Source organism: Bacillus sp. FSL R5-0709 (assembly GCF_038004785.1).
GTDB lineage: Bacteria > Bacillota > Bacilli > Bacillales > Bacillaceae_G > Bacillus_A > Bacillus_A mycoides.
The window spans coordinates 1,552,247-1,569,650 of record NZ_JBBORT010000001.1; the positions used below are offsets into that span (position 1 = coordinate 1,552,247).

Here is a 17,404-nt window from a genome sequence, read left to right on the forward strand (position 1 = left end):
TTTATTACGTGAAATAGGATAGCTTTTTAAAGGAAGGGATATTAATGGAGAAATATGATCCTAACAAACATTATCACATCGGATATTATGAAGATGGATATGATTTAGAAGTGACAGCGTACAAAAGAATAAATGAACCAATTTGGGATGCCTATATTCCACACTATGAGGTAGATGATTTTTACAAAAAAGTGGAGGAAATGAAGCTAGGTGAATATATAGATGATTATGGCATTAAGGTGTATTCATTTAGTAATGATATCGATGATGAAGAAGCGCGAACTATGTTTGAAAACTGGTTAAAAATGAATGGAATTGTTTAAAGATAAAATGAAAAAGGAGATTGCTATCTTATAAGATAGCAATCTCCTTTTATTATATGAAACTTATTTACTTGCTTTCATTGCTTTATCTTTTGCACCAAAAGTGTATTTTAACATTGGTGGTGTAATCATTGTAGTTAAAATAACGACAATAACGATAGCTGTAAAGTAATCTTGTGCTAATAGGCCAGAAGAAAGTCCTGTTCCTGCGATGATAAGTGCAACTTCACCACGAGAAACCATACCAGCACCGATAATTGCAGAAGACTTTGCATCAAATCCAGTGATTCGTGCACCGAATCCACAACCGATTAGTTTTGTGAATACAGCGATAACTGTTAATGCTAAGATGAACCAAATTTGATCGCCAATACCGTCAAATGTAATATTCATACCGATACTAACAAAGAATACTGGAACGAACATAGCGTAAGCAATTGGTTCTACTTTCTTTTCTACTTCATGTTTGTAGTTCGTTTGAGAAATAGCGATACCAGCTGCGAAAGCACCGATAATACCAGCAATTCCTAATAGTTCGCCGAAGTATGCGAATGAGAAACAGATGATAAGCGCAGCACTAACGATAGACTCAGATACGCGAAGCGGTGATAACCAACGCATGATTGCTGGAACACCTTTCCAACCAATTAAAATGATAGAAGCAAAGAATACTACTTTCTTCAAGATAATCATTGTTAAGTTAACGTCATCTGTGCCTAAGAAGCTCATTGCAAATGCTAATAAAATAACAACAAGAATGTCATCAAATACAGCGGCTCCAAGCATCGTCGTACTTTCACGTGTTTTCATTTTACCTAAATCACGAAGTGTTTGAACGGAAATACTAACACTTGTTGCACATAGAAGTAATCCTAAAAAGACAGCATTCCCTTGTTCCATACCGACAACAAGACCGGCAACGTAACCACCTACGAATGGAAGAACGATACCTCCAAGTGCAACAGCTAAAGAAGAATTACGATTTGCGTTTAATTCTTCTAAGTCTGTTTCAAGTCCTGCCATAAACATTAAAAGAATAACTCCGACATTACTTAATTGTGTTAGAAGCTCTGAATTTTCAATCCATCCGAATATAGCTGGACCGATAACGATACCAACAATTAATTTACCGAGTACAGAAGGTTGACCTAATCTAACACTAAGGTCACCAGCGAGCTTTGTACTTAATAAAATAAGTGCAATCTGAAAGAAAAATTCGAATTCCATTGGATCCTCTCCTCATCATTTTTTATTTTTATCATACGATTTCTCGGAATTTGCCTAATGATAATATGTAAAGATCCATTAAACAAAGGGTCTGATTACGAGTTCTTTTGAACTTGTAATTTGAACCTGTAATTAATATATAATAAAATTTATTAAAAATCAATGAAAAAATAGCAGATTTTCTTGAGAGGATTCGTTTTAGAAACGAGGGATATAGATATATAATAGGAAGTAATAAAGTTTACATATAATGAATGGAGAAAGAAAAATGTTATTAAATCAACGTTTTACAATTGGGGAAATGGCGAAAATGCATAATATAGCGGAATCTACATTACGTTATTATGATGAAAAAGGGATTTTTCATCCGTCAATTGTTGACCCTCAAACCAATTATCGTTATTACACAATTGATCAGTTTTCACTATTAGATACGATTAAATTTTTACGCCAATTGAACATCCCGTTAAAGGAAATAAAGAAATATATTGATGAACGAAATCCATCTTATGCACTGAATTTACTTGAAAAACAACAAGAAATGATGCTGAAAAAACAAAGAGAAATCGAGTATGCTTTGGCAAAAATGGAACATAAAATCCATTTAATGAAGAAAGCGACGAAATCTGAAGCAAATCAAATTATTTATAAAAAGATACCGAAACGAAAAATTACAGCAATTGCAGTTGCACCAAATACAACGGATGATATGTTTGAATATTATATCCATTCGTTGCAAAAAAATATGAAGCAAATTGATAATAGTTTATTTTCAGGTGATATCGGTGTAACAGTTTCAAAAAAAGCATTAATGCAAAATGAGTTTCAAGCATATAACAGTGTGTTTATTTTATTGGATTACATGCCTTTTGAAGCGCATACTTCAGATGAAATAAAAGAAGGGATATTTGCCTGTTCTTATCACCATGGACCATATGAAGAAACAGACGCAACGTATACTGAATTATTAAAGCACATTGATAACGAAGGATATGAAGTGTGCGGAGATGCACTGGAACTTGCATTAATTGATTGGTCCGTAACAGAAAATCCGAAGGAGCAAGTAACGGAAATTCAAATACCTGTTGTTAAAAAATAGGCTTATATATTTTTCGATTCTCTATTGACCTTCAAGTAACTTGAAGGTTTAAACTGTGAACAGAGCATTGAAAAAGGAGCATTTATATGATGGAAACAACAGAAAAATTAAGAGAAAAACCAATTAAAAGTTTATTTATTACGTATTTAATACCAGCTGTTCTTGGGATGGTATTAATGTCGGTTAATATTGTGATTGATGCAGTCATGATTAGTAGAGGAGTTGGAGCGAACGGTTTAGCCGGAGTAAACGTAGCTATTCCAGCATTTTCAATTTTCTTCTCTATTTCATTATGGATTGGAATGGGCGGAGCAACGCTATATTCCATTGCACTAGGTGAAAATAAACTGGAAAGAGCAAGGTCTATCTTTACTCAATCTATGACAGTAGCAGTTGTTATCGTTGGCGTTTTAGCGGCTATTTGCTTATGGAGAATAGAAGATTTAGCATATTTATTTGGTGCGAATGAAGTGATTTTACCATACGCATTAGACTATTTACAGGTGTTATTAACATTTGGAATGATATACGTTTTAGAAAATATTTTAAGTACATTTATACGAAATGACGGAAATCCTAATTTAGCAATGGCAGGTCTTGTTGTAACGGCTGTATTAAATATAGTGTTCGACTATATTTTTATTTTCATCTTTGGATGGGGTGTAACTGGTGCTGCTTCAGCTACTATTCTTTCGGCGGCAATTGGTTTCCTTGTATTATTAACTCACTTCTTTAGAAAAAGTAGTATTTTAAAATGGACGAAATTCCATTTTGAATGGGATACGGTTAAACAAATTATGGTGATCGGTTTCCCAAGTTTTACAGCAGAAAGTACAGTTGCAATCGTAACAATCGGTTTTAACATTGCATTCGTTCAATATGCAGGAGAAATAGGAGTCGCTTCCTATGCGATGGTGAATAGTATTCATGCAATGACATTATTATTATTCTTCGGTGTTGGTGCAGCATTACAACCAATCGCTAGTTTCCATTACGGTGCAAACTTATCAGAAAGATTGCGTGAAGGATTACAGTTTGCTGTGAAAATTGCGCTTGTACTCGGAGGCATTGCGATTGTTGTCGGTTTATTCTTTGGGAAATATATTATAGGTTTATTTAATGTTCAATCGCCAGAACTATTGGAGTTAACGTTAACAGGTATTAGTTTATTCTTTATTCAATATGTATTTTTAGGCTATAACATTGTGTATGGAGAGTATTTCCAATCAGTGCGACAAACGAAAAAATCAGTACTTATAATAATGAGCCGAGGTTTACTATTTGTTATCCCATTGTTATGGATTATGCCAAAAGTATTTGGTATAAACGGAATTTGGCTCGTTATGCCAGTAGCGGAAGTATTGACAGCAATTATCATATTTACGATGAATCGTATGAAACATCCTGTTCCGTTAAACATGGCGAGAGAGAAAAAAGCAATATAGTGAAGAAAATCCCCTTGAACAAGTAAGGGGATTTTTTTCATTCTTTTAAACTAATTGCAAAAGATCCATCTGTCTCCTGCACAGAAGCGAAAGCCACATTTTTAATATTTGTAACGCCTTTCTCCATTAACTCTGCATGTAACCACTTTTCATTTTTATGGATTAATTTTAAGTTATCGTATTGAATTTGTGAATCAACGATAAGAGCAATTGGTAAGCCTGCATACTTAACATTTATATTCAAATCTTTTGGAGTCAGAGGCACAAGTTCTCTTTTTGGTAAAATACTAATAGCTCCATTCGCTTCTAATATCGCATACTCAATTTCATGAACACTTGGATATCCTGCGACGCGAAGGTTAGAAAGCAATTCAGGGATCGGATATCTACTTTTTTGTAAGTTCTCAAAAATAATATCACCATGTTTAATTAAAATAATGGGGTGTCCGAGAATAAAACGATTTAGTTTGTTGAGTAGGCTTAATTTTGTAAGAAGCAAATGCAAACATGTAATAACGACCATACCGAGAAATGCTTGTAAAGCACCAGCGACTGGTATGGCTTGAAAAGCTAAATAAGATAAAAAGATAATAGCCCCAAAATCATGAGGAGTTAGTTGTGCTAATGCAGATTTACCAAGTAGCTTAAGTGATAGTAAAAATAAGATGAAAAAGAATGATACGTTACATAAAAAGAGAAGCAATAGGGACACTCCTTCGTGCGAAGTTGTACTTACTATTCCCGAAATTAATAGAAATATTACCTTTTGGAGGATAAATTAGGCTTAATTGGAATTTGTCTGTATACAAACGAATAAACGGATATTATGATGAAGGAAGTAAAGGGAATAGGGGTATATGGATATGAGAAAGAAGAAAATAATCAAGTATATTTTAGTTGTTATAATGATTTGCGCCGTATATGCGGGGTTTTTACAATATAACATTTATAAGCATGGGCATATGAATGCAATTGATGATGCGGATTATATAATTGTACTAGGATCGAAAGTAAATGGAACAAAACCTTCGTATTCATTGCAATATCGTATTGATAAAGCAGCTGAGTATTTAAAATTACATGATAAAACAATTGCTATTGTATCTGGAGGCCAAGGAAAAGGTGAAGATATTACAGAAGCATTAGCGATGAAACAAGGATTAATGAAACAAAATATTGCAGAAGACCGCATTATAATGGAAGATAAGTCGACGAGCACAGATGAAAATATTAAATTCTCAAAACCGTTAATTCCAGCCAATATGAAAAAAGGTATGATCGTAACAAACGATTTCCATATGTTTAGAGCGAAAAAAATAGCTGCAAAACAAGGTTTGCAATTAGAAGGGCTTCCGGCCAAAACACCGAAGCCAATTATCATTCCATCGAATGTACGAGAATATTTAGCGATTACGCAATATTGGTTTATGAATCGAATATAGTTAAAGTAATCCCGCCCAAAATTTGAGGCGGGATTTATTTCGAGGGAAATCTTACAAAAATGTCATGTTCATGAAAGGTAAAGCGATAGTTTCTGGAAAGGTTTCCTGACATAATGAAGGTAACAAAAAACTTTAGAGGTGAATCGTATGAAAGGAAATAATATTTTATCCTCGCTATGTTATTTTAGTATCTTTTTTGCACCATTTTTACTACCAATTATTGTTTACTTCGTTGCGGAAGATGAAGTGAAATATCATGCGAAAAAAGCATTTTGGTCACATGTTTTCCCATATGCAATTTTATTTGGAGGGTTAGCTTTATCAGGAGTATACGGTTTAAGTTTCAATCAGTCTGAGAGCGTTGGAATTGGGATGGTTATAACGTATGCAGTGTTTATTCTTGTAGGAATTTACTACTTCATTTGGAATATTGTTAAAGGTATTAAAGTATTGAAAGCAGCTTAACATTGTCGTTATGTGTGTAAAGTCGATATAATTTCATTTACCATATTAATATGTATTTAAAAAAGAGCAACTCACAAAGGAGTGCTCTTTTTTTGCTTATAAGTTGTGAATAATGAAAAAGATATGTTAATTTTTTATTATGAAGAGAAAAAAGGAGTGGTTTTTATGAATGAGATGATACATAAAATGGAGCAACACGTTTCAGTTCGTAAATATAAAGAAGAACCAATTTCAAAAGAGATAGTAGAAAGAATGGTGCAAGCTGCGCAGCATGCAGCTTCCTCACATTTTGTACAGGCGTATTCTCTTATATATGTAACAGATCAGGAACTAAAGGTTAAACTAGCTGAATTATCCGGGAATCGTCATGTGAAAGACTGCGCAGCATTCTTTGTATGCTGTGCGGATTTAAAACGTCTAGAAACTGCATGTGAGAAACATGGAACAGAAATTAAACATGAGGGAGTAGAGGACTTTATTGTAGCAACAGTAGATGCCTCATTATTTGCACAAAACTTAGCACTTGCAGCTGAATCATTAGGATACGGCATTTGTTATATTGGCGGAATTCGTAATAACCCGAAAGAAGTGAGTGAATTGCTTTATTTACCGGATAAAGTATATCCGGTATTCGGAATGACAGTGGGCGTACCAAATGAAGAGCATGGAGTTAAGCCGCGTTTACCGGTAGCGGCCATTCTTCATGAAAATGGATACGATGAAAAGAAATATGATGAATTATTAAACGAATATGATGAAACGATGAGTGGGTATTACAAAGAAAGATCGTCAAATCAAAAAAACGTAACATGGACGGAATCAATGAGCTCATTTATGTCCAAAGAGAAAAGAATGCATATGAAAGAGTTTTTAAATGAAAAAGGATTAAATAAGAAATAAGTAAAAAGGCAAACCTGAGATGTTAGCTTAAGTTATAACATCACATGCAAAACCGAAGCTAAGAAAGCGAGACTCGCTTTCTCAACTTCGGTTTTTATTTGTTATTATATAAAATGAAAATAAAAATTAATAAATTTTTACAGAAGTGATAGAAAATGAGAATGAAATGCCAATAGTAAGTAAAAGCAGCTGCTAAAGGGGAACTGAGGAAGGAAGATGTTTATGATTTTCGATTCTGAAGAGGATTTAATTATAGCTATGAAAAAACGCGATTAAGATGCTTTGAAAGAAGTAATTGATCAATATGGAAAATTAATTTTGTACATTATTCATAAATCATTAAGTACCCCTATTGAAAAACAATATGTGGATGATTGTTATAATGATGTATTTACTATCATTTGGTTTAATATCGAACAATTTGATATAGAAAAGGGAAACTTAAAATCTTGGATGATTGGTATTACTAAATTAAAGGCATTGGAATATAAAAAGAAAGTATATAAAGAGAATAAAATCGATAAAGACGTAGAAATAGATACAAGTATCCATGATAGGTATGAAATAGAACAAGAAGAAGAGATTATGGAACTCGTACAAGATTTAAATACAAAGGATCGGTATATCTTTTTAAAGAGGTATATTGATGGGTATTCCATTGACGATATTGCGAAAGAATTAAAAGTAACGGCTGACTATATATACAATCGAATTTCTCGTGGAAAGAAAAAACTTCAAAAACTATGGAAAGGGAGTGTGTAATATGGATAAAAGATTATTATCGATGTTAAATGAGCTCCAATATTCAGAAGAAGAAATTATACGTTTAGAGAAAGAAGCGAATGATTCTATAAATATAGATAAGTATTATGTAAGAAATGGAGAACTATTAAAAAAATTAACTGTACAAATGTTAGAAGAATCAATTCGCAACGAATTACAAGCTGATGAAGAAATCGAGAAGGAACTGTTAGTAGACGAAGGATGTATGGTAAATAGTAAAGTCATACCGAATATATTATACGCAGGAGCTACCTTTTATTATTATATCGTTTTAACGAATAAAAGAGTGATAATGAAAGGGTTAGATTGCTATTTTAAAAAGACAAATGAACATAGTATGCCAATAGAGGATATACAATCCATTTCGCAACATAAAAAAATGAAAAATGTCTTTGAGATTAAATATAATAACAATTATATACAATTTGGAAGTGTTGCGTATGCACATGAAATTGCAATGATTATTATGGAGTTAAAAAAACGCGGAGTAAAAGTAGGAAAGTATACAGATTTAGAAAAAGGTTGGATGATTTTCTTTAGTGTATTTGTAATAGCAATGGGTAGCCTTCTAGCTTTACCATATTTAATATAAAAATAAAAAGCGGCATAATAGCCGCTTTTTATCGTTTAATTAGTATTAAAAGGATCTTGTAGTTTTCAAATGATGTACTTATGAAAGAATTACTAGTGGATTAGTACTTGTAAACTGAAAATAAAGTTATTTTATTTTTGGAGTGAAATACTGCACCGTACTTAAAAATACAACAATAATTTCGTTTGAACCTATCTATTATTGTGCACTATCTAAAGCACCCTCTATAACAAGTTCAAACTTTCAATAAGAAGATACCCCCCCCCCGTGCAACTTAAAAGGATATACGTAAATATTTTGAAAATCCGTTGATTAAGCCATTTGAAAATAATTTGACCTATATACAAACCTAGAAATACGATTGGAATAGCATAAAAACTTGATTCCCAAATTGTTTTGTTTGTGCCAGTAAAGAGTATTTGAGTTAGTAGACTAATGAAATATATAAATAGATAAAAAGCTAAAGTAGTTGCTCTCAACTTCTCTTTTTTCGTATCAGTTCCTGTAAAGTAAAGTAACAGGGGTGGTCCTGGCATACCGATACTGGTCGTTAAAAGCCCTGATAATCCACCAACTATAAAATCTCTAAATGGTGTTGGTTTAACCTTAAAGTTGCATATTAGCATCAATGTTAATAGTAAGAGCAGGATGCTAATTGCTAATTTAAAAGCGTTTATATTAATGGAAATGAAGAGTAAAATACCAAAAGGTACACCAACTATACTTCCAATAGTTAACCTTTTCAGTAGAATAAAGTCAATGTCCATTCTTATTTTCCAAATGAGTGATATTGAAATAACTAATGATAAAATAATATTAATTTGTATAGCTTCTTGTGGTAAGAATAACATTAGTAAAAAAGGTGTTGCCATTATGGAAAAGCCAAAACCTGTACTTGTTTGCAAAACAGAAGCCACCAATATAATACATATGAAACTTAATATAATCTCCAAAATAGCCCTCCTATTTAATCAAATACAATAAATATTTTAATACCATGAAAATCGAATTTAGCTATTTTGAGCCTATAGCATAAGTGCAATGTTTCACAAGTTTACTTTTATTTTAACATAAATACTTAGTTTCTTCTCAAATAGCATTCACGTATAGGGCCCATTAACGAATATAGTTGACATTTTCAAATAATTGTATTGTTACGCAGCGCTAATAAATGAGATCAAATAAAATTTGGTGAAGAATCTATTGATTATCAATAGATTCTTCACCAAGCTCACCGCGATAAAACAAGAAAAGCCATATAAAACTAACAAAAATACAGCATATAGCTAACAAGCTACCAATCACTTGAGGAGAAAGGATTTCTAAAAACCATCCTGTAATAAACATAGATAACTGAATAAGCGATCCGTAGATGGAATAATGAAATGAAAAAACTTTACCAATCATGTTTTCTTGCGTATACGTTTGTAGTAATGTCGTATCAAGTGGAACGATGATACCTCCTGCTATACGCATACAGAGTAATGTAATGATACCGATAATAAGTTGATCGGATAGAATAAATCCGAGAAAGAAAATTCCTTGTAGTAAATAGGCCCAACCAAATGCTCTTTTCATTTTGTCTTCATTTTTAGACATATAAAGATTAACGAGGAGACTGCCAATCATAAGTCCAGCCCCTTGAACCGCATATAAAATACCAATGTTAGTGTGGAAGATTCTTTCGGCATAGATTGTTAGAAGTAACTGATAGGCACCTCCAATAATGCCCCATGAAATGCCGACAAGAATTAATGTTAAAATAATTTTGCTTTGTAATATGTATGTATAACCATCTTTTATATCAGTGAAAAACGCTTTTTTCTTGCTAAAAGTATCACGAGAAGGGATCTTTATTTTATAAATAATATAGGCTGAAATAAAGTATGATAGGCTATTAATAAAAAAGGCAATCTCGATACTTAAAGATTGTGCAATGAGCCCACCTAAAGAAGCTCCCATAATAGACATAAAACCATTGATTGTACTAGAAAGAGAGTTAGCGGTTACGAAATGCTTTTGATGTACGATATTTTTTAGAGTTGATTGCTTAGCAGGCTCGAATAAGCAAGAGAGTACTGATAAGCATATGTTAGAAACGAAAATAATTTCAATTTTGTAGAATGCTAATAAATAAGTGAGGACGATAATTCCTCGTAAACTATCGGTAAAAATCATAATTTTCTTTTTTGAAAAACGGTCTACAATTCCGCCTATGAATGGGCTCAGAAGAAGTTGAGGTAACCCTTTGCTCATAAAGGTGAGTGCTAACATAAATGAAGATTCTGTTATGCTATAGACGAGTGTTAATAAAGCGACAGTATGAAACCAATCCCCAAGTACACTTAATGTTTGACCATAAAATAGTTTTTTAAAGTTTTTATTTGTTCTAAGAAGTGTGGAATAAGAAACTGATTGCACTGACATAAAAATTAATCCCTATCTATTGGCGATGTTTGTACATGCTTTTTCCATTCACTTAAATACATTTTCTCTGCTTTAGGTAGTCCAACAGGTAATTGTGCAATGAATTCTAAACTATTTCCATCATGATCGTTAAAATATACGGAGGCGTGTGCTAATTCTGGAAAAACGATTGGCTCAATTGGCTCCATTCCAAAGTCTTTTCGCGCTGGAATTCCTTTCTGTTTGAGCCAGTGTATTGCGTTTTCTAAATCGTGTAAGCTTACTTGGAAAGCGATATGTCGTAAGGATGGATGATAATTGACTTTGTATTCTTTTCCTTCCCAAAGACCAATCCAACTTTCATTTTCTACAATCCAAAAGAAGGCGATATCGTTGTCTCTTTTATATAATTTTAACCCCAGTGATTCATAAAAAGGTATCGAATTTTCTAAATTACAGACAGGTAAATGTGCTTCATAAAGACCCTTAATCATTGTAATCCTCCTTAGTAAAAATGTTTCTTATTCCATAGTAAACGATTTCTTGTTAGTTGAAATCACAAAAAAGATGGACATAAATTCATACGAAAGTATGAAAAAACAGCTCAAATATGAGCTGTTTTCGTATAGTTTTTAGTTAACCTATTTCATTCATTTAGAGTTTAGCGAAAAGGATACGTATTATATTTAAAACCCTCCGCCGCCACCCCAACAGCTACATCCGATAATGATTAGAAGGATGAATAGCACGATGAGTAAAGCAAATCCACCGCCGAAACCAGCGCAACTACCACCAAAGCTCATGTTTTTTCCTCCTTTTTAGGAAATTAATCTATATAACTAATGGATTACTTTATAAGATATGTTTTTATTTAGAAAAGGAGCAAGTCTTACTTCTAATTAGACAAGAGCCTGTGATCGGATTTAAATGTGATATTTACTTTGTTTCATAGCGCTTTTTTTAAAATGGTAAAACAATATGGAAGTGTATACTAGGTGAATGTATTGCAAATGAAAGGGGTATGTAACTTACAATTACATTAAAATTTCTTTTCATAAATATAAAATTTGTAAAAAAAGCCATTTTTTTATTTTTTTATGAGTGGAAATGTACTATAATTTTACAAGTAATATTATGGGAAAAGGGAGTTTTAGTATAGAGATGGAGATGGGACAATTACACAATAAAATAGAACACAAAAAGAAAGAGTTAATTCAACTTGTTGCTAGGCATGGATTAGATCATGATAAAGTTTTGTTATTTAGTCGAGATTTAGATATACTAATTAATAAGTTTATGAATATAAAAGGCAAAGTATGTAAGTGATTAATCTTTAATTTTTTATATTAGGATTATTTACTGATAAAGGAGAGAACAGTTATTGGAACATTTACAAGAAGAGTTGTATAAACAAATAAAAGAAGAAAAAGGTGCAGTTACTATATTTTTAAAGAGCGGAGTAAGAATAGTAGGGGAAGTAGTTGGAGTAGATAGATTTACAGTATTAATATTAGTAGATGGAAAGCAACAACTTATTTATAAGCAGGCAATATCAACAATTATGAAATAAGACACTCATTTTGAGTGTCTTATTTCATAATTAAATGGTTATTGTTTACATGCTTCAACGTCAATGCCAGCAGCTAGTAATTTTTTTTCTCCGTCTTGTTCAATGATTTTTTGTAATCTAGATAAGAAAGAGTCAAAATCTGTATGTTTACCAACTTGGAAAGTCATTTTATGCTCAATTGGTAGCCAAGTATCAATATCAGCTTCGTTATGCTGAATTTTTACTTCAAGTTTATCAAGTGCATTAGCAACTTTTGCTTCATACGTTTCTTTCGCTTCGAACTCCATCCATAAATCGTATAATTCCACGCCGAGAGGACCTTCTAGTGTACGTTTAATATTTAAAATGGCCTCTAGCTCATTTTTCTGTTTTTGTAATTGTAATTCACGGCTATTCATCGTATCAAAGGCAGGAATATCACCAGCTTCTGCTTCGACAAGGTCATGAATAATAACCATTTTAAGTAATTTTTCTAAATTTACTTTTTGATCCAAATAAGGCTCAACTAAGATAGCCATTAGGGACATACGCCACGTATGTTCAGCAACACTTTCTTGACGTCCGTTAGAAAGCCAACTATGTCGCATTTCATATTTTAGTTTTTCTGCTAATGCAATGACTTGTAAAATGTTATGTTCCATCGTGATCCTCCTCATATTTCCATACTATAATTCTAATATAGAAATGAAATGTGTCAATTTAATGAGTATATTGCGATAAATAGATGATACGCGTATAATGATTGTTATATGTGAAAACGCATTATTAAAATAAAAAAATGTTTTACGAAAACGAAAAAGGAAGGGCAGGAACATGGGAGACGAAAATCAAGGATTAGCTAGACCACAAAGGAAAAAAAGGAAGTTTGATATTTCTAGCCCCTTTGGCATTGTAGTAGGTTTCGTTATTTTAATTGCAGCGATCATGCTTGGCGGTGGTGGAATAAAAGCTTTTAAAAATTTCTTAGATGTTTCATCTATTTTGATCGTTATAGGGGGAACAACAGCGACAATTATTGTGGCATATAGATTTGGAGAAATAAAAAAATATACGAAAAGTATTTTTACTGTTTTACATAGAAGAGAGGAAAATCTAGAACAGTTAACGGATTTGTTCGTTGATTTTTCAAAGAAGTCTAAAAAACATGGTTTACTCTCGTTAGAAGTTGATGGAGAGCAAGTAGACAATCCTTTTATTCAAAAGGGGATTCGTTTAATGTTAAGTGGATATGATGAAGCAGAATTAAAAGAAGTATTAATGAGAGATGTTGAAACAGAAGTATATGAGTTAAGAAAAGGAGCAACATTATTAGATAAGATTGGTGATTTCGCTCCAGCGTGGGGTATGATAGGAACTTTAATTGGTCTTATTATTATGCTTCAAAACTTGCAAGATACATCGCAAATTGGTACAGGAATGGCAGTTGCTATGTTGACGACATTGTATGGATCTGTTATTGCAAACATGATTGCAATACCGTTATCTGAAAAAGTGTATCGTGGCATTGAAGATTTGTATACAGAGAAGAAGTTTGTAATAGAAGCAATCACAGAGCTTTACCGAGGACAAATTCCTTCTAAGTTAAAGTTAAAACTTGATACATACGTATATGAAACGAAGATAAAAAAAGAAAAACGAGCAGCCTAATATTTCAAGGAGTGGTATGGTGATGATAAAACGACCGCAAAAAGGATCGCCTCGTTGGATGACGACTTTTACTGATTTAACGATGTTGTTATTGACTTTTTTTGTACTATTAGTTGCTACATCAAAACAAGATACAGTAAAATTATCGAAGATGCTTGAAAAGTTTAGTGATGCAGAACAAGTGGATGCGAAAGTAATGGAAGGTACAATACCAGATATTTCACATGAAAAAAATGATGAAAAAGCAGTTTCAAAAAAACGAATGGATGAATTGTATAAAAAGTTAAAAGCATATGTAGATAATAATGGTGTTAGTCAAGTGAATGTATATCGAGAAGATACAGGTGTTAGCGTCGTTATAGTAGATAACTTAATATTCGATACAGGTGATGCGAATGTTAAGCCGGAAGCAAAAGAAGTAATTAGTCAATTAGTAGGGTTCTTTCAATCGGTACCAAACCCAATTGTTGTAGAAGGACATACAGATAGTAGACCGATTCATAATGAAAAATTTCCTTCCAACTGGGAATTATCTTCAGCACGAGCAGCTAATATGATTCACCACTTAATTGAAGTGTATAATGTAGATGATAAACGATTAGCAGCGGTAGGATATGCGGACACAAAACCAGTAGCATCAAATGATTCACCGCAAAATTGGGAGAAAAACCGGCGCGTTGTAATATATATTAAAGAATAATATATTTCCATTTTATTAATAAAATAATAAAAATACAGAAATTCTTTTAAAAAAATATTAAATTTTCTCGTTTTATTTTGTATAATGAGTGAGAATGATAAGGTAAAATATTAAGATATATTTATACATAGAGGGAGAGAACCAAAAAGAATGGCACATAAAATTTTAGTTGTAGACGATGCGATGTTTATGCGAACAATGATTAAAAACTTATTAAAAAGTAATTCAGAATTTGAAGTTATCGGTGAAGCAGAGAATGGGGTAGAAGCGATTCAAAAGTATAAAGAACTTCAACCTGATATTGTAACACTAGATATTACTATGCCAGAAATGGACGGACTTGAAGCATTAAAAGAAATTATGAAAATTGATTCGAGTGCAAAGGTTGTTATTTGTTCTGCAATGGGACAACAAGGTATGGTATTAGATGCAATTAAAGGCGGGGCAAAAGACTTTATTGTAAAGCCATTCCAAGCCGATCGTGTTATCGAAGCTTTAACAAAAGTAGCAAATAGCTAATATAGAAGGGGTGCCACAAAGAATCAAATCAATGATAGCGGATAGACGTGTGGCCCCTTTTTTTCTCGTTATAAAACACTAAATTGTTATACATAAATGAAATGTTTGTTGGACAGGTAGGGGATTAAAATGCAAACAGATCTATTAAATATATTTTTTGAAGAAGCAGAAGAACATTTACAGTCGCTAAATGAAAATGTGCTAAATTTAGAACAGAATCCTGCCGATATGGGTGTTGTAGGGGAAATATTCCGCTCAGCTCATACATTTAAAGGTATGTCTGCGAGTATGGAATTTGCGGAAATGGCAGATTTAACTCATAAGATGGAAAATGTTTTAGACGAAATCCGTCATGGAAACATGATGGTGAATGCTAATATTATTGATGTTATTTTTGAGTGCATTGATAATTTAGAAAAGATGGTTACAGATGTGCAGCAGGGCGGAATGGGTAATATTGATGTTGTATCTACAAAGCATAAATTAGAAGCATTATTAAATGGGAATGTAGAAGTTTCTATGGAACAAGTAGAGCAAAGTAGTATAAACAATGATGATACAGTTTCACATGAAGTATATATAACCGTCGAACAACAAGCCATTTTAAAAGCAGTACGTGCCATTATGTGTATTGAAGCATTACAAAATGTAGGGGATATACAAAAAACGGTTCCAAGCATTGAAGAAATCGAAGCGGATGCTTTTGGATTTGAGTTTACAGTATATATGGATACTGATCGTAGTGTTGAAGAATTGAAACAGGTGGTGCTTCACGTTTCTGAAATTGAGAAAGTAGAAGTGAAGCAAGGAAATATAGCTGAAGAAGGAATCGTACAATCTATTGCAGCAACGCAGCTGGATCCATCTCTAGAGGCACGAACTCCAACAGCTAGTACTACACCGGCTAAAAGTACTACAAAAACGAAAAATGCTAAAGTAGAGAATCGTTCTATTCGTGTTCAGTTAGAAAAAATCGAAAGATTAATGAATATGTTTGAAGAAAGTGTAATTGAGCGTGGACGAATTGATGAATTAGCAGAAACGATTCAAAATAAAGAGTTAATCGAGCATTTAAATCGATTAGGGGATATTTCAAAAGATATCCAAAATGTATTATTAAATATGCGTATGGTACCGATTGAAACGGTCTTCAATCGTTTTCCGCGTATGGTACGTATGTTAGCGAAAGATTTAGGTAAAAAAATCGATTTACAAATTAAAGGTGAAGATACTGAAGTTGATAAAATTGTTATTGACGAAATTGGTGATCCACTCGTTCATTTAATTCGTAATGCAATTGATCATGGTATTGAAACTGTCGAAAACCGACGTGATGCCGGGAAAAATGAGACAGGTACTATTAAATTAGAGGCGTTTCATAGTGGAAATCATGTCGTAATTCAAATTACTGATGATGGAAATGGTATTCATAAAGGAAAAGTATTAGAAAAAGCGATAAAAAATGGTGTTGTAACGGAATCAGAGGCAAATAAATTAACGGATCGTGAAGTTTTTGATCTTATCTTCCAACCGGGATTTAGTACAGCGGAAGTTGTATCTGACCTTTCTGGACGTGGGGTTGGATTAGATGTTGTTAAACATACGATTCATAGTTTAGGTGGGCATTTAATTATTGATTCTGAAGAAGGAAAAGGAAGTACATTCAGAATTGAACTTCCTTTAACATTGTCTATTATTCAATCAATGCTTGTTCAAACAAATGATAAGCGTTATGCCTTGCCTCTTGGCAATATTGCTGAAGCCATTCGAATTAAGAAAGAAGACATACAATCGTTACAAGGGAAAGACGTTTTAAACTATCGCAATCAAATTATTGAAGTGAAACATTTAAGTACTGTATTTGGTGAAAAAACAGTAGATGAGGCGTTCGCATCATATGATAGTCAAATGGTTCCTGTGTTAATTGTTCGTAATACACATCGTAGCTATGGACTTATCGTAAACACAATTATCGGTCAAAGAGAAATAGTTTTAAAGTCATTAGGTGATTTCTTTGCAGAGAGCTCTAACTATTTCTCTGGTGCGACAATTCTCGGTGATGGACGAGTGGTCCTCATTTTAAACCCAGAAGGTTTATAATAGGAATGAAGGAAGCTCCCCACTTGTATACAATTGGGGAGCTTTTTGGGTAGAACTAATAATATAAGTATATGAAAACCGTCGTTTACACATATTGTGGAAATAAATACATGTTCACAATTCGGATGATAAGTTTGGTAAAATATAACGAGTGTAATAGAGAGTTTAAATCATTTGATAGAAAAA

The 17,404-nt window shown here is 32.8% G+C and carries 21 protein-coding genes; 14 read left to right on the top strand and 7 right to left on the bottom strand.

The genetic code is table 11. From position 1 onward, the window contains the following. Positions 1-44: 44 nt before the first annotated feature. Complete coding sequence (locus MKX37_RS08005; RefSeq protein ID WP_002186254.1) at positions 45-323, top strand: DUF3986 family protein; 279 nt, start codon at positions 45-47, stop codon at positions 321-323. Between the two features lie 63 nt (positions 324-386). On the opposite strand, the gene MKX37_RS08010 is transcribed toward MKX37_RS08005, so the two are convergent. After that, positions 387-1,550, bottom strand: coding sequence for a cation:proton antiporter (locus MKX37_RS08010; protein ID WP_002011888.1), 1,164 nt, complete (start codon positions 1,548-1,550; stop codon positions 387-389). Between the two features lie 268 nt (positions 1,551-1,818). On the opposite strand from MKX37_RS08010, the gene MKX37_RS08015 reads away from it, so the two are divergent. Next, complete coding sequence (locus MKX37_RS08015) at positions 1,819-2,649, top strand: MerR family transcriptional regulator (RefSeq protein ID WP_002086530.1); 831 nt, start codon at positions 1,819-1,821, stop codon at positions 2,647-2,649. Between the two features lie 89 nt (positions 2,650-2,738). Next, positions 2,739-4,094, top strand: coding sequence for an MATE family efflux transporter (locus MKX37_RS08020; RefSeq protein WP_033708219.1), 1,356 nt, complete (start codon positions 2,739-2,741; stop codon positions 4,092-4,094). A gap of 37 nt (positions 4,095-4,131) precedes the next feature. Here MKX37_RS08020 and MKX37_RS08025 read toward each other — a convergent pair whose 3' ends face one another. Then, positions 4,132-4,797, bottom strand: coding sequence for a DUF421 domain-containing protein (locus MKX37_RS08025; RefSeq protein ID WP_002126540.1), 666 nt, complete (start codon positions 4,795-4,797; stop codon positions 4,132-4,134). A gap of 202 nt (positions 4,798-4,999) precedes the next feature. On the opposite strand from MKX37_RS08025, the gene MKX37_RS08030 reads away from it, so the two are divergent. The 5 genes from MKX37_RS08030 to MKX37_RS08050 all read left to right on the top strand — a co-directional run bounded on the left by MKX37_RS08030 (position 5,000) and on the right by MKX37_RS08050 (position 8,276). Then, positions 5,000-5,536, top strand: a complete 537-nt coding sequence (locus MKX37_RS08030) for a YdcF family protein (RefSeq protein ID WP_306475273.1) — start codon at positions 5,000-5,002, stop codon at positions 5,534-5,536. Between the two features lie 147 nt (positions 5,537-5,683). Beyond that, the gene (locus MKX37_RS08035) at positions 5,684-6,001 is read left to right on the top strand and encodes a DUF4870 domain-containing protein (RefSeq protein ID WP_002011879.1); all 318 of its coding nucleotides are present in this window, start codon (positions 5,684-5,686) and stop codon (positions 5,999-6,001) included. 165 nt (positions 6,002-6,166) lie between these two features. After that, the gene (nfsA, locus tag MKX37_RS08040; RefSeq protein WP_050000286.1) at positions 6,167-6,901 is read left to right on the top strand and encodes an oxygen-insensitive NADPH nitroreductase; all 735 of its coding nucleotides are present in this window, start codon (positions 6,167-6,169) and stop codon (positions 6,899-6,901) included. 282 nt (positions 6,902-7,183) lie between these two features. Then, complete coding sequence (locus MKX37_RS08045; RefSeq protein ID WP_078178009.1) at positions 7,184-7,663, top strand: sigma-70 family RNA polymerase sigma factor; 480 nt, start codon at positions 7,184-7,186, stop codon at positions 7,661-7,663. Position 7,664: 1 nt separating this feature from the next. After that, entirely contained in the window at positions 7,665-8,276 is a 612-nt protein-coding gene (locus MKX37_RS08050; RefSeq protein ID WP_078178010.1) for a PH domain-containing protein, read from the top strand. A 224-nt stretch (positions 8,277-8,500) separates the two neighbouring features. Here MKX37_RS08050 and MKX37_RS08055 read toward each other — a convergent pair whose 3' ends face one another. From MKX37_RS08055 to MKX37_RS08070, 4 genes are all read right to left on the bottom strand, one after another. Beyond that, a complete protein-coding gene (locus MKX37_RS08055) occupies positions 8,501-9,229 on the bottom strand; it encodes a sulfite exporter TauE/SafE family protein (protein WP_078421958.1) in 729 nt (242 codons plus the stop codon). 247 nt (positions 9,230-9,476) lie between these two features. Beyond that, positions 9,477-10,703, bottom strand: coding sequence for an MFS transporter (locus tag MKX37_RS08060; RefSeq protein WP_002126548.1), 1,227 nt, complete (start codon positions 10,701-10,703; stop codon positions 9,477-9,479). A gap of 5 nt (positions 10,704-10,708) precedes the next feature. Further along, positions 10,709-11,176, bottom strand: a complete 468-nt coding sequence (locus MKX37_RS08065; RefSeq protein ID WP_078421957.1) for a VOC family protein — start codon at positions 11,174-11,176, stop codon at positions 10,709-10,711. Between the two features lie 192 nt (positions 11,177-11,368). Then, positions 11,369-11,485, bottom strand: a complete 117-nt coding sequence (locus MKX37_RS08070; protein WP_000007805.1) for a YjcZ family sporulation protein — start codon at positions 11,483-11,485, stop codon at positions 11,369-11,371. Between the two features lie 304 nt (positions 11,486-11,789). Between MKX37_RS08070 and MKX37_RS08075 the strand changes: the two genes are divergently transcribed. Together MKX37_RS08075 and hfq are read left to right on the top strand one after the other, a co-directional pair. Further along, entirely contained in the window at positions 11,790-12,008 is a 219-nt protein-coding gene (locus MKX37_RS08075) for an aspartyl-phosphate phosphatase Spo0E family protein (protein ID WP_002141097.1), read from the top strand. Positions 12,009-12,063: 55 nt separating this feature from the next. Next, a complete protein-coding gene (gene hfq, locus MKX37_RS08080) occupies positions 12,064-12,252 on the top strand; it encodes an RNA chaperone Hfq (RefSeq protein ID WP_002012071.1) in 189 nt (62 codons plus the stop codon). A 38-nt stretch (positions 12,253-12,290) separates the two neighbouring features. On the opposite strand, the gene MKX37_RS08085 is transcribed toward hfq, so the two are convergent. Continuing rightward, positions 12,291-12,893: an HD domain-containing protein gene (locus MKX37_RS08085; RefSeq protein ID WP_078421956.1), complete on the bottom strand. Its 603-nt coding sequence runs from the start codon at positions 12,891-12,893 to the stop codon at positions 12,291-12,293. Positions 12,894-13,065: 172 nt separating this feature from the next. On the opposite strand from MKX37_RS08085, the gene MKX37_RS08090 reads away from it, so the two are divergent. The 4 genes from MKX37_RS08090 (at position 13,066) to MKX37_RS08105 (ending at position 17,218) form a co-directional block, all read left to right on the top strand. Next, entirely contained in the window at positions 13,066-13,899 is an 834-nt protein-coding gene (locus MKX37_RS08090; RefSeq protein WP_002012069.1) for a flagellar motor protein MotP, read from the top strand. 22 nt (positions 13,900-13,921) lie between these two features. Further along, complete coding sequence (locus MKX37_RS08095) at positions 13,922-14,599, top strand: OmpA family protein (protein ID WP_002126559.1); 678 nt, start codon at positions 13,922-13,924, stop codon at positions 14,597-14,599. Positions 14,600-14,749: 150 nt separating this feature from the next. Further along, complete coding sequence (locus tag MKX37_RS08100) at positions 14,750-15,118, top strand: response regulator (protein WP_000940577.1); 369 nt, start codon at positions 14,750-14,752, stop codon at positions 15,116-15,118. A 129-nt stretch (positions 15,119-15,247) separates the two neighbouring features. Further along, positions 15,248-17,218, top strand: coding sequence for a chemotaxis protein CheA (locus MKX37_RS08105; RefSeq protein ID WP_078421955.1), 1,971 nt, complete (start codon positions 15,248-15,250; stop codon positions 17,216-17,218). The last annotated feature ends 186 nt before the right edge of the window (positions 17,219-17,404 follow it).

Excerpts from the sequence above, each read along its gene's own strand:
- MKX37_RS08005 (WP_002186254.1), top strand. The coding sequence starts at position 45 with ATGGAGAAATATGATCCTAACAAACATTATCACATCGGATATTATGAA.
- MKX37_RS08010 (WP_002011888.1), bottom strand. The coding sequence starts at position 1,550 with ATGGAATTCGAATTTTTCTTTCAGATTGCACTTATTTTATTAAGTACA.
- MKX37_RS08015 (WP_002086530.1), top strand. The coding sequence starts at position 1,819 with ATGTTATTAAATCAACGTTTTACAATTGGGGAAATGGCGAAAATGCAT.
- MKX37_RS08020 (WP_033708219.1), top strand. The coding sequence starts at position 2,739 with ATGGAAACAACAGAAAAATTAAGAGAAAAACCAATTAAAAGTTTATTT.
- MKX37_RS08030 (WP_306475273.1), top strand. The coding sequence starts at position 5,000 with ATGATTTGCGCCGTATATGCGGGGTTTTTACAATATAACATTTATAAG.
- MKX37_RS08035 (WP_002011879.1), top strand. The coding sequence starts at position 5,684 with ATGAAAGGAAATAATATTTTATCCTCGCTATGTTATTTTAGTATCTTT.
- nfsA (WP_050000286.1), top strand. The coding sequence starts at position 6,167 with ATGAATGAGATGATACATAAAATGGAGCAACACGTTTCAGTTCGTAAA.
- MKX37_RS08050 (WP_078178010.1), top strand. The coding sequence starts at position 7,665 with ATGGATAAAAGATTATTATCGATGTTAAATGAGCTCCAATATTCAGAA.
- MKX37_RS08060 (WP_002126548.1), bottom strand. The coding sequence starts at position 10,703 with ATGTCAGTGCAATCAGTTTCTTATTCCACACTTCTTAGAACAAATAAA.
- MKX37_RS08065 (WP_078421957.1), bottom strand. The coding sequence starts at position 11,176 with ATGATTAAGGGTCTTTATGAAGCACATTTACCTGTCTGTAATTTAGAA.
- MKX37_RS08070 (WP_000007805.1), bottom strand. The coding sequence starts at position 11,485 with ATGAGCTTTGGTGGTAGTTGCGCTGGTTTCGGCGGTGGATTTGCTTTA.
- MKX37_RS08075 (WP_002141097.1), top strand. The coding sequence starts at position 11,790 with ATGTACTATAATTTTACAAGTAATATTATGGGAAAAGGGAGTTTTAGT.
- MKX37_RS08085 (WP_078421956.1), bottom strand. The coding sequence starts at position 12,893 with ATGGAACATAACATTTTACAAGTCATTGCATTAGCAGAAAAACTAAAA.
- MKX37_RS08090 (WP_002012069.1), top strand. The coding sequence starts at position 13,066 with ATGGGAGACGAAAATCAAGGATTAGCTAGACCACAAAGGAAAAAAAGG.
- MKX37_RS08095 (WP_002126559.1), top strand. The coding sequence starts at position 13,922 with ATGATAAAACGACCGCAAAAAGGATCGCCTCGTTGGATGACGACTTTT.
- MKX37_RS08100 (WP_000940577.1), top strand. The coding sequence starts at position 14,750 with ATGGCACATAAAATTTTAGTTGTAGACGATGCGATGTTTATGCGAACA.
- MKX37_RS08105 (WP_078421955.1), top strand. The coding sequence starts at position 15,248 with ATGCAAACAGATCTATTAAATATATTTTTTGAAGAAGCAGAAGAACAT.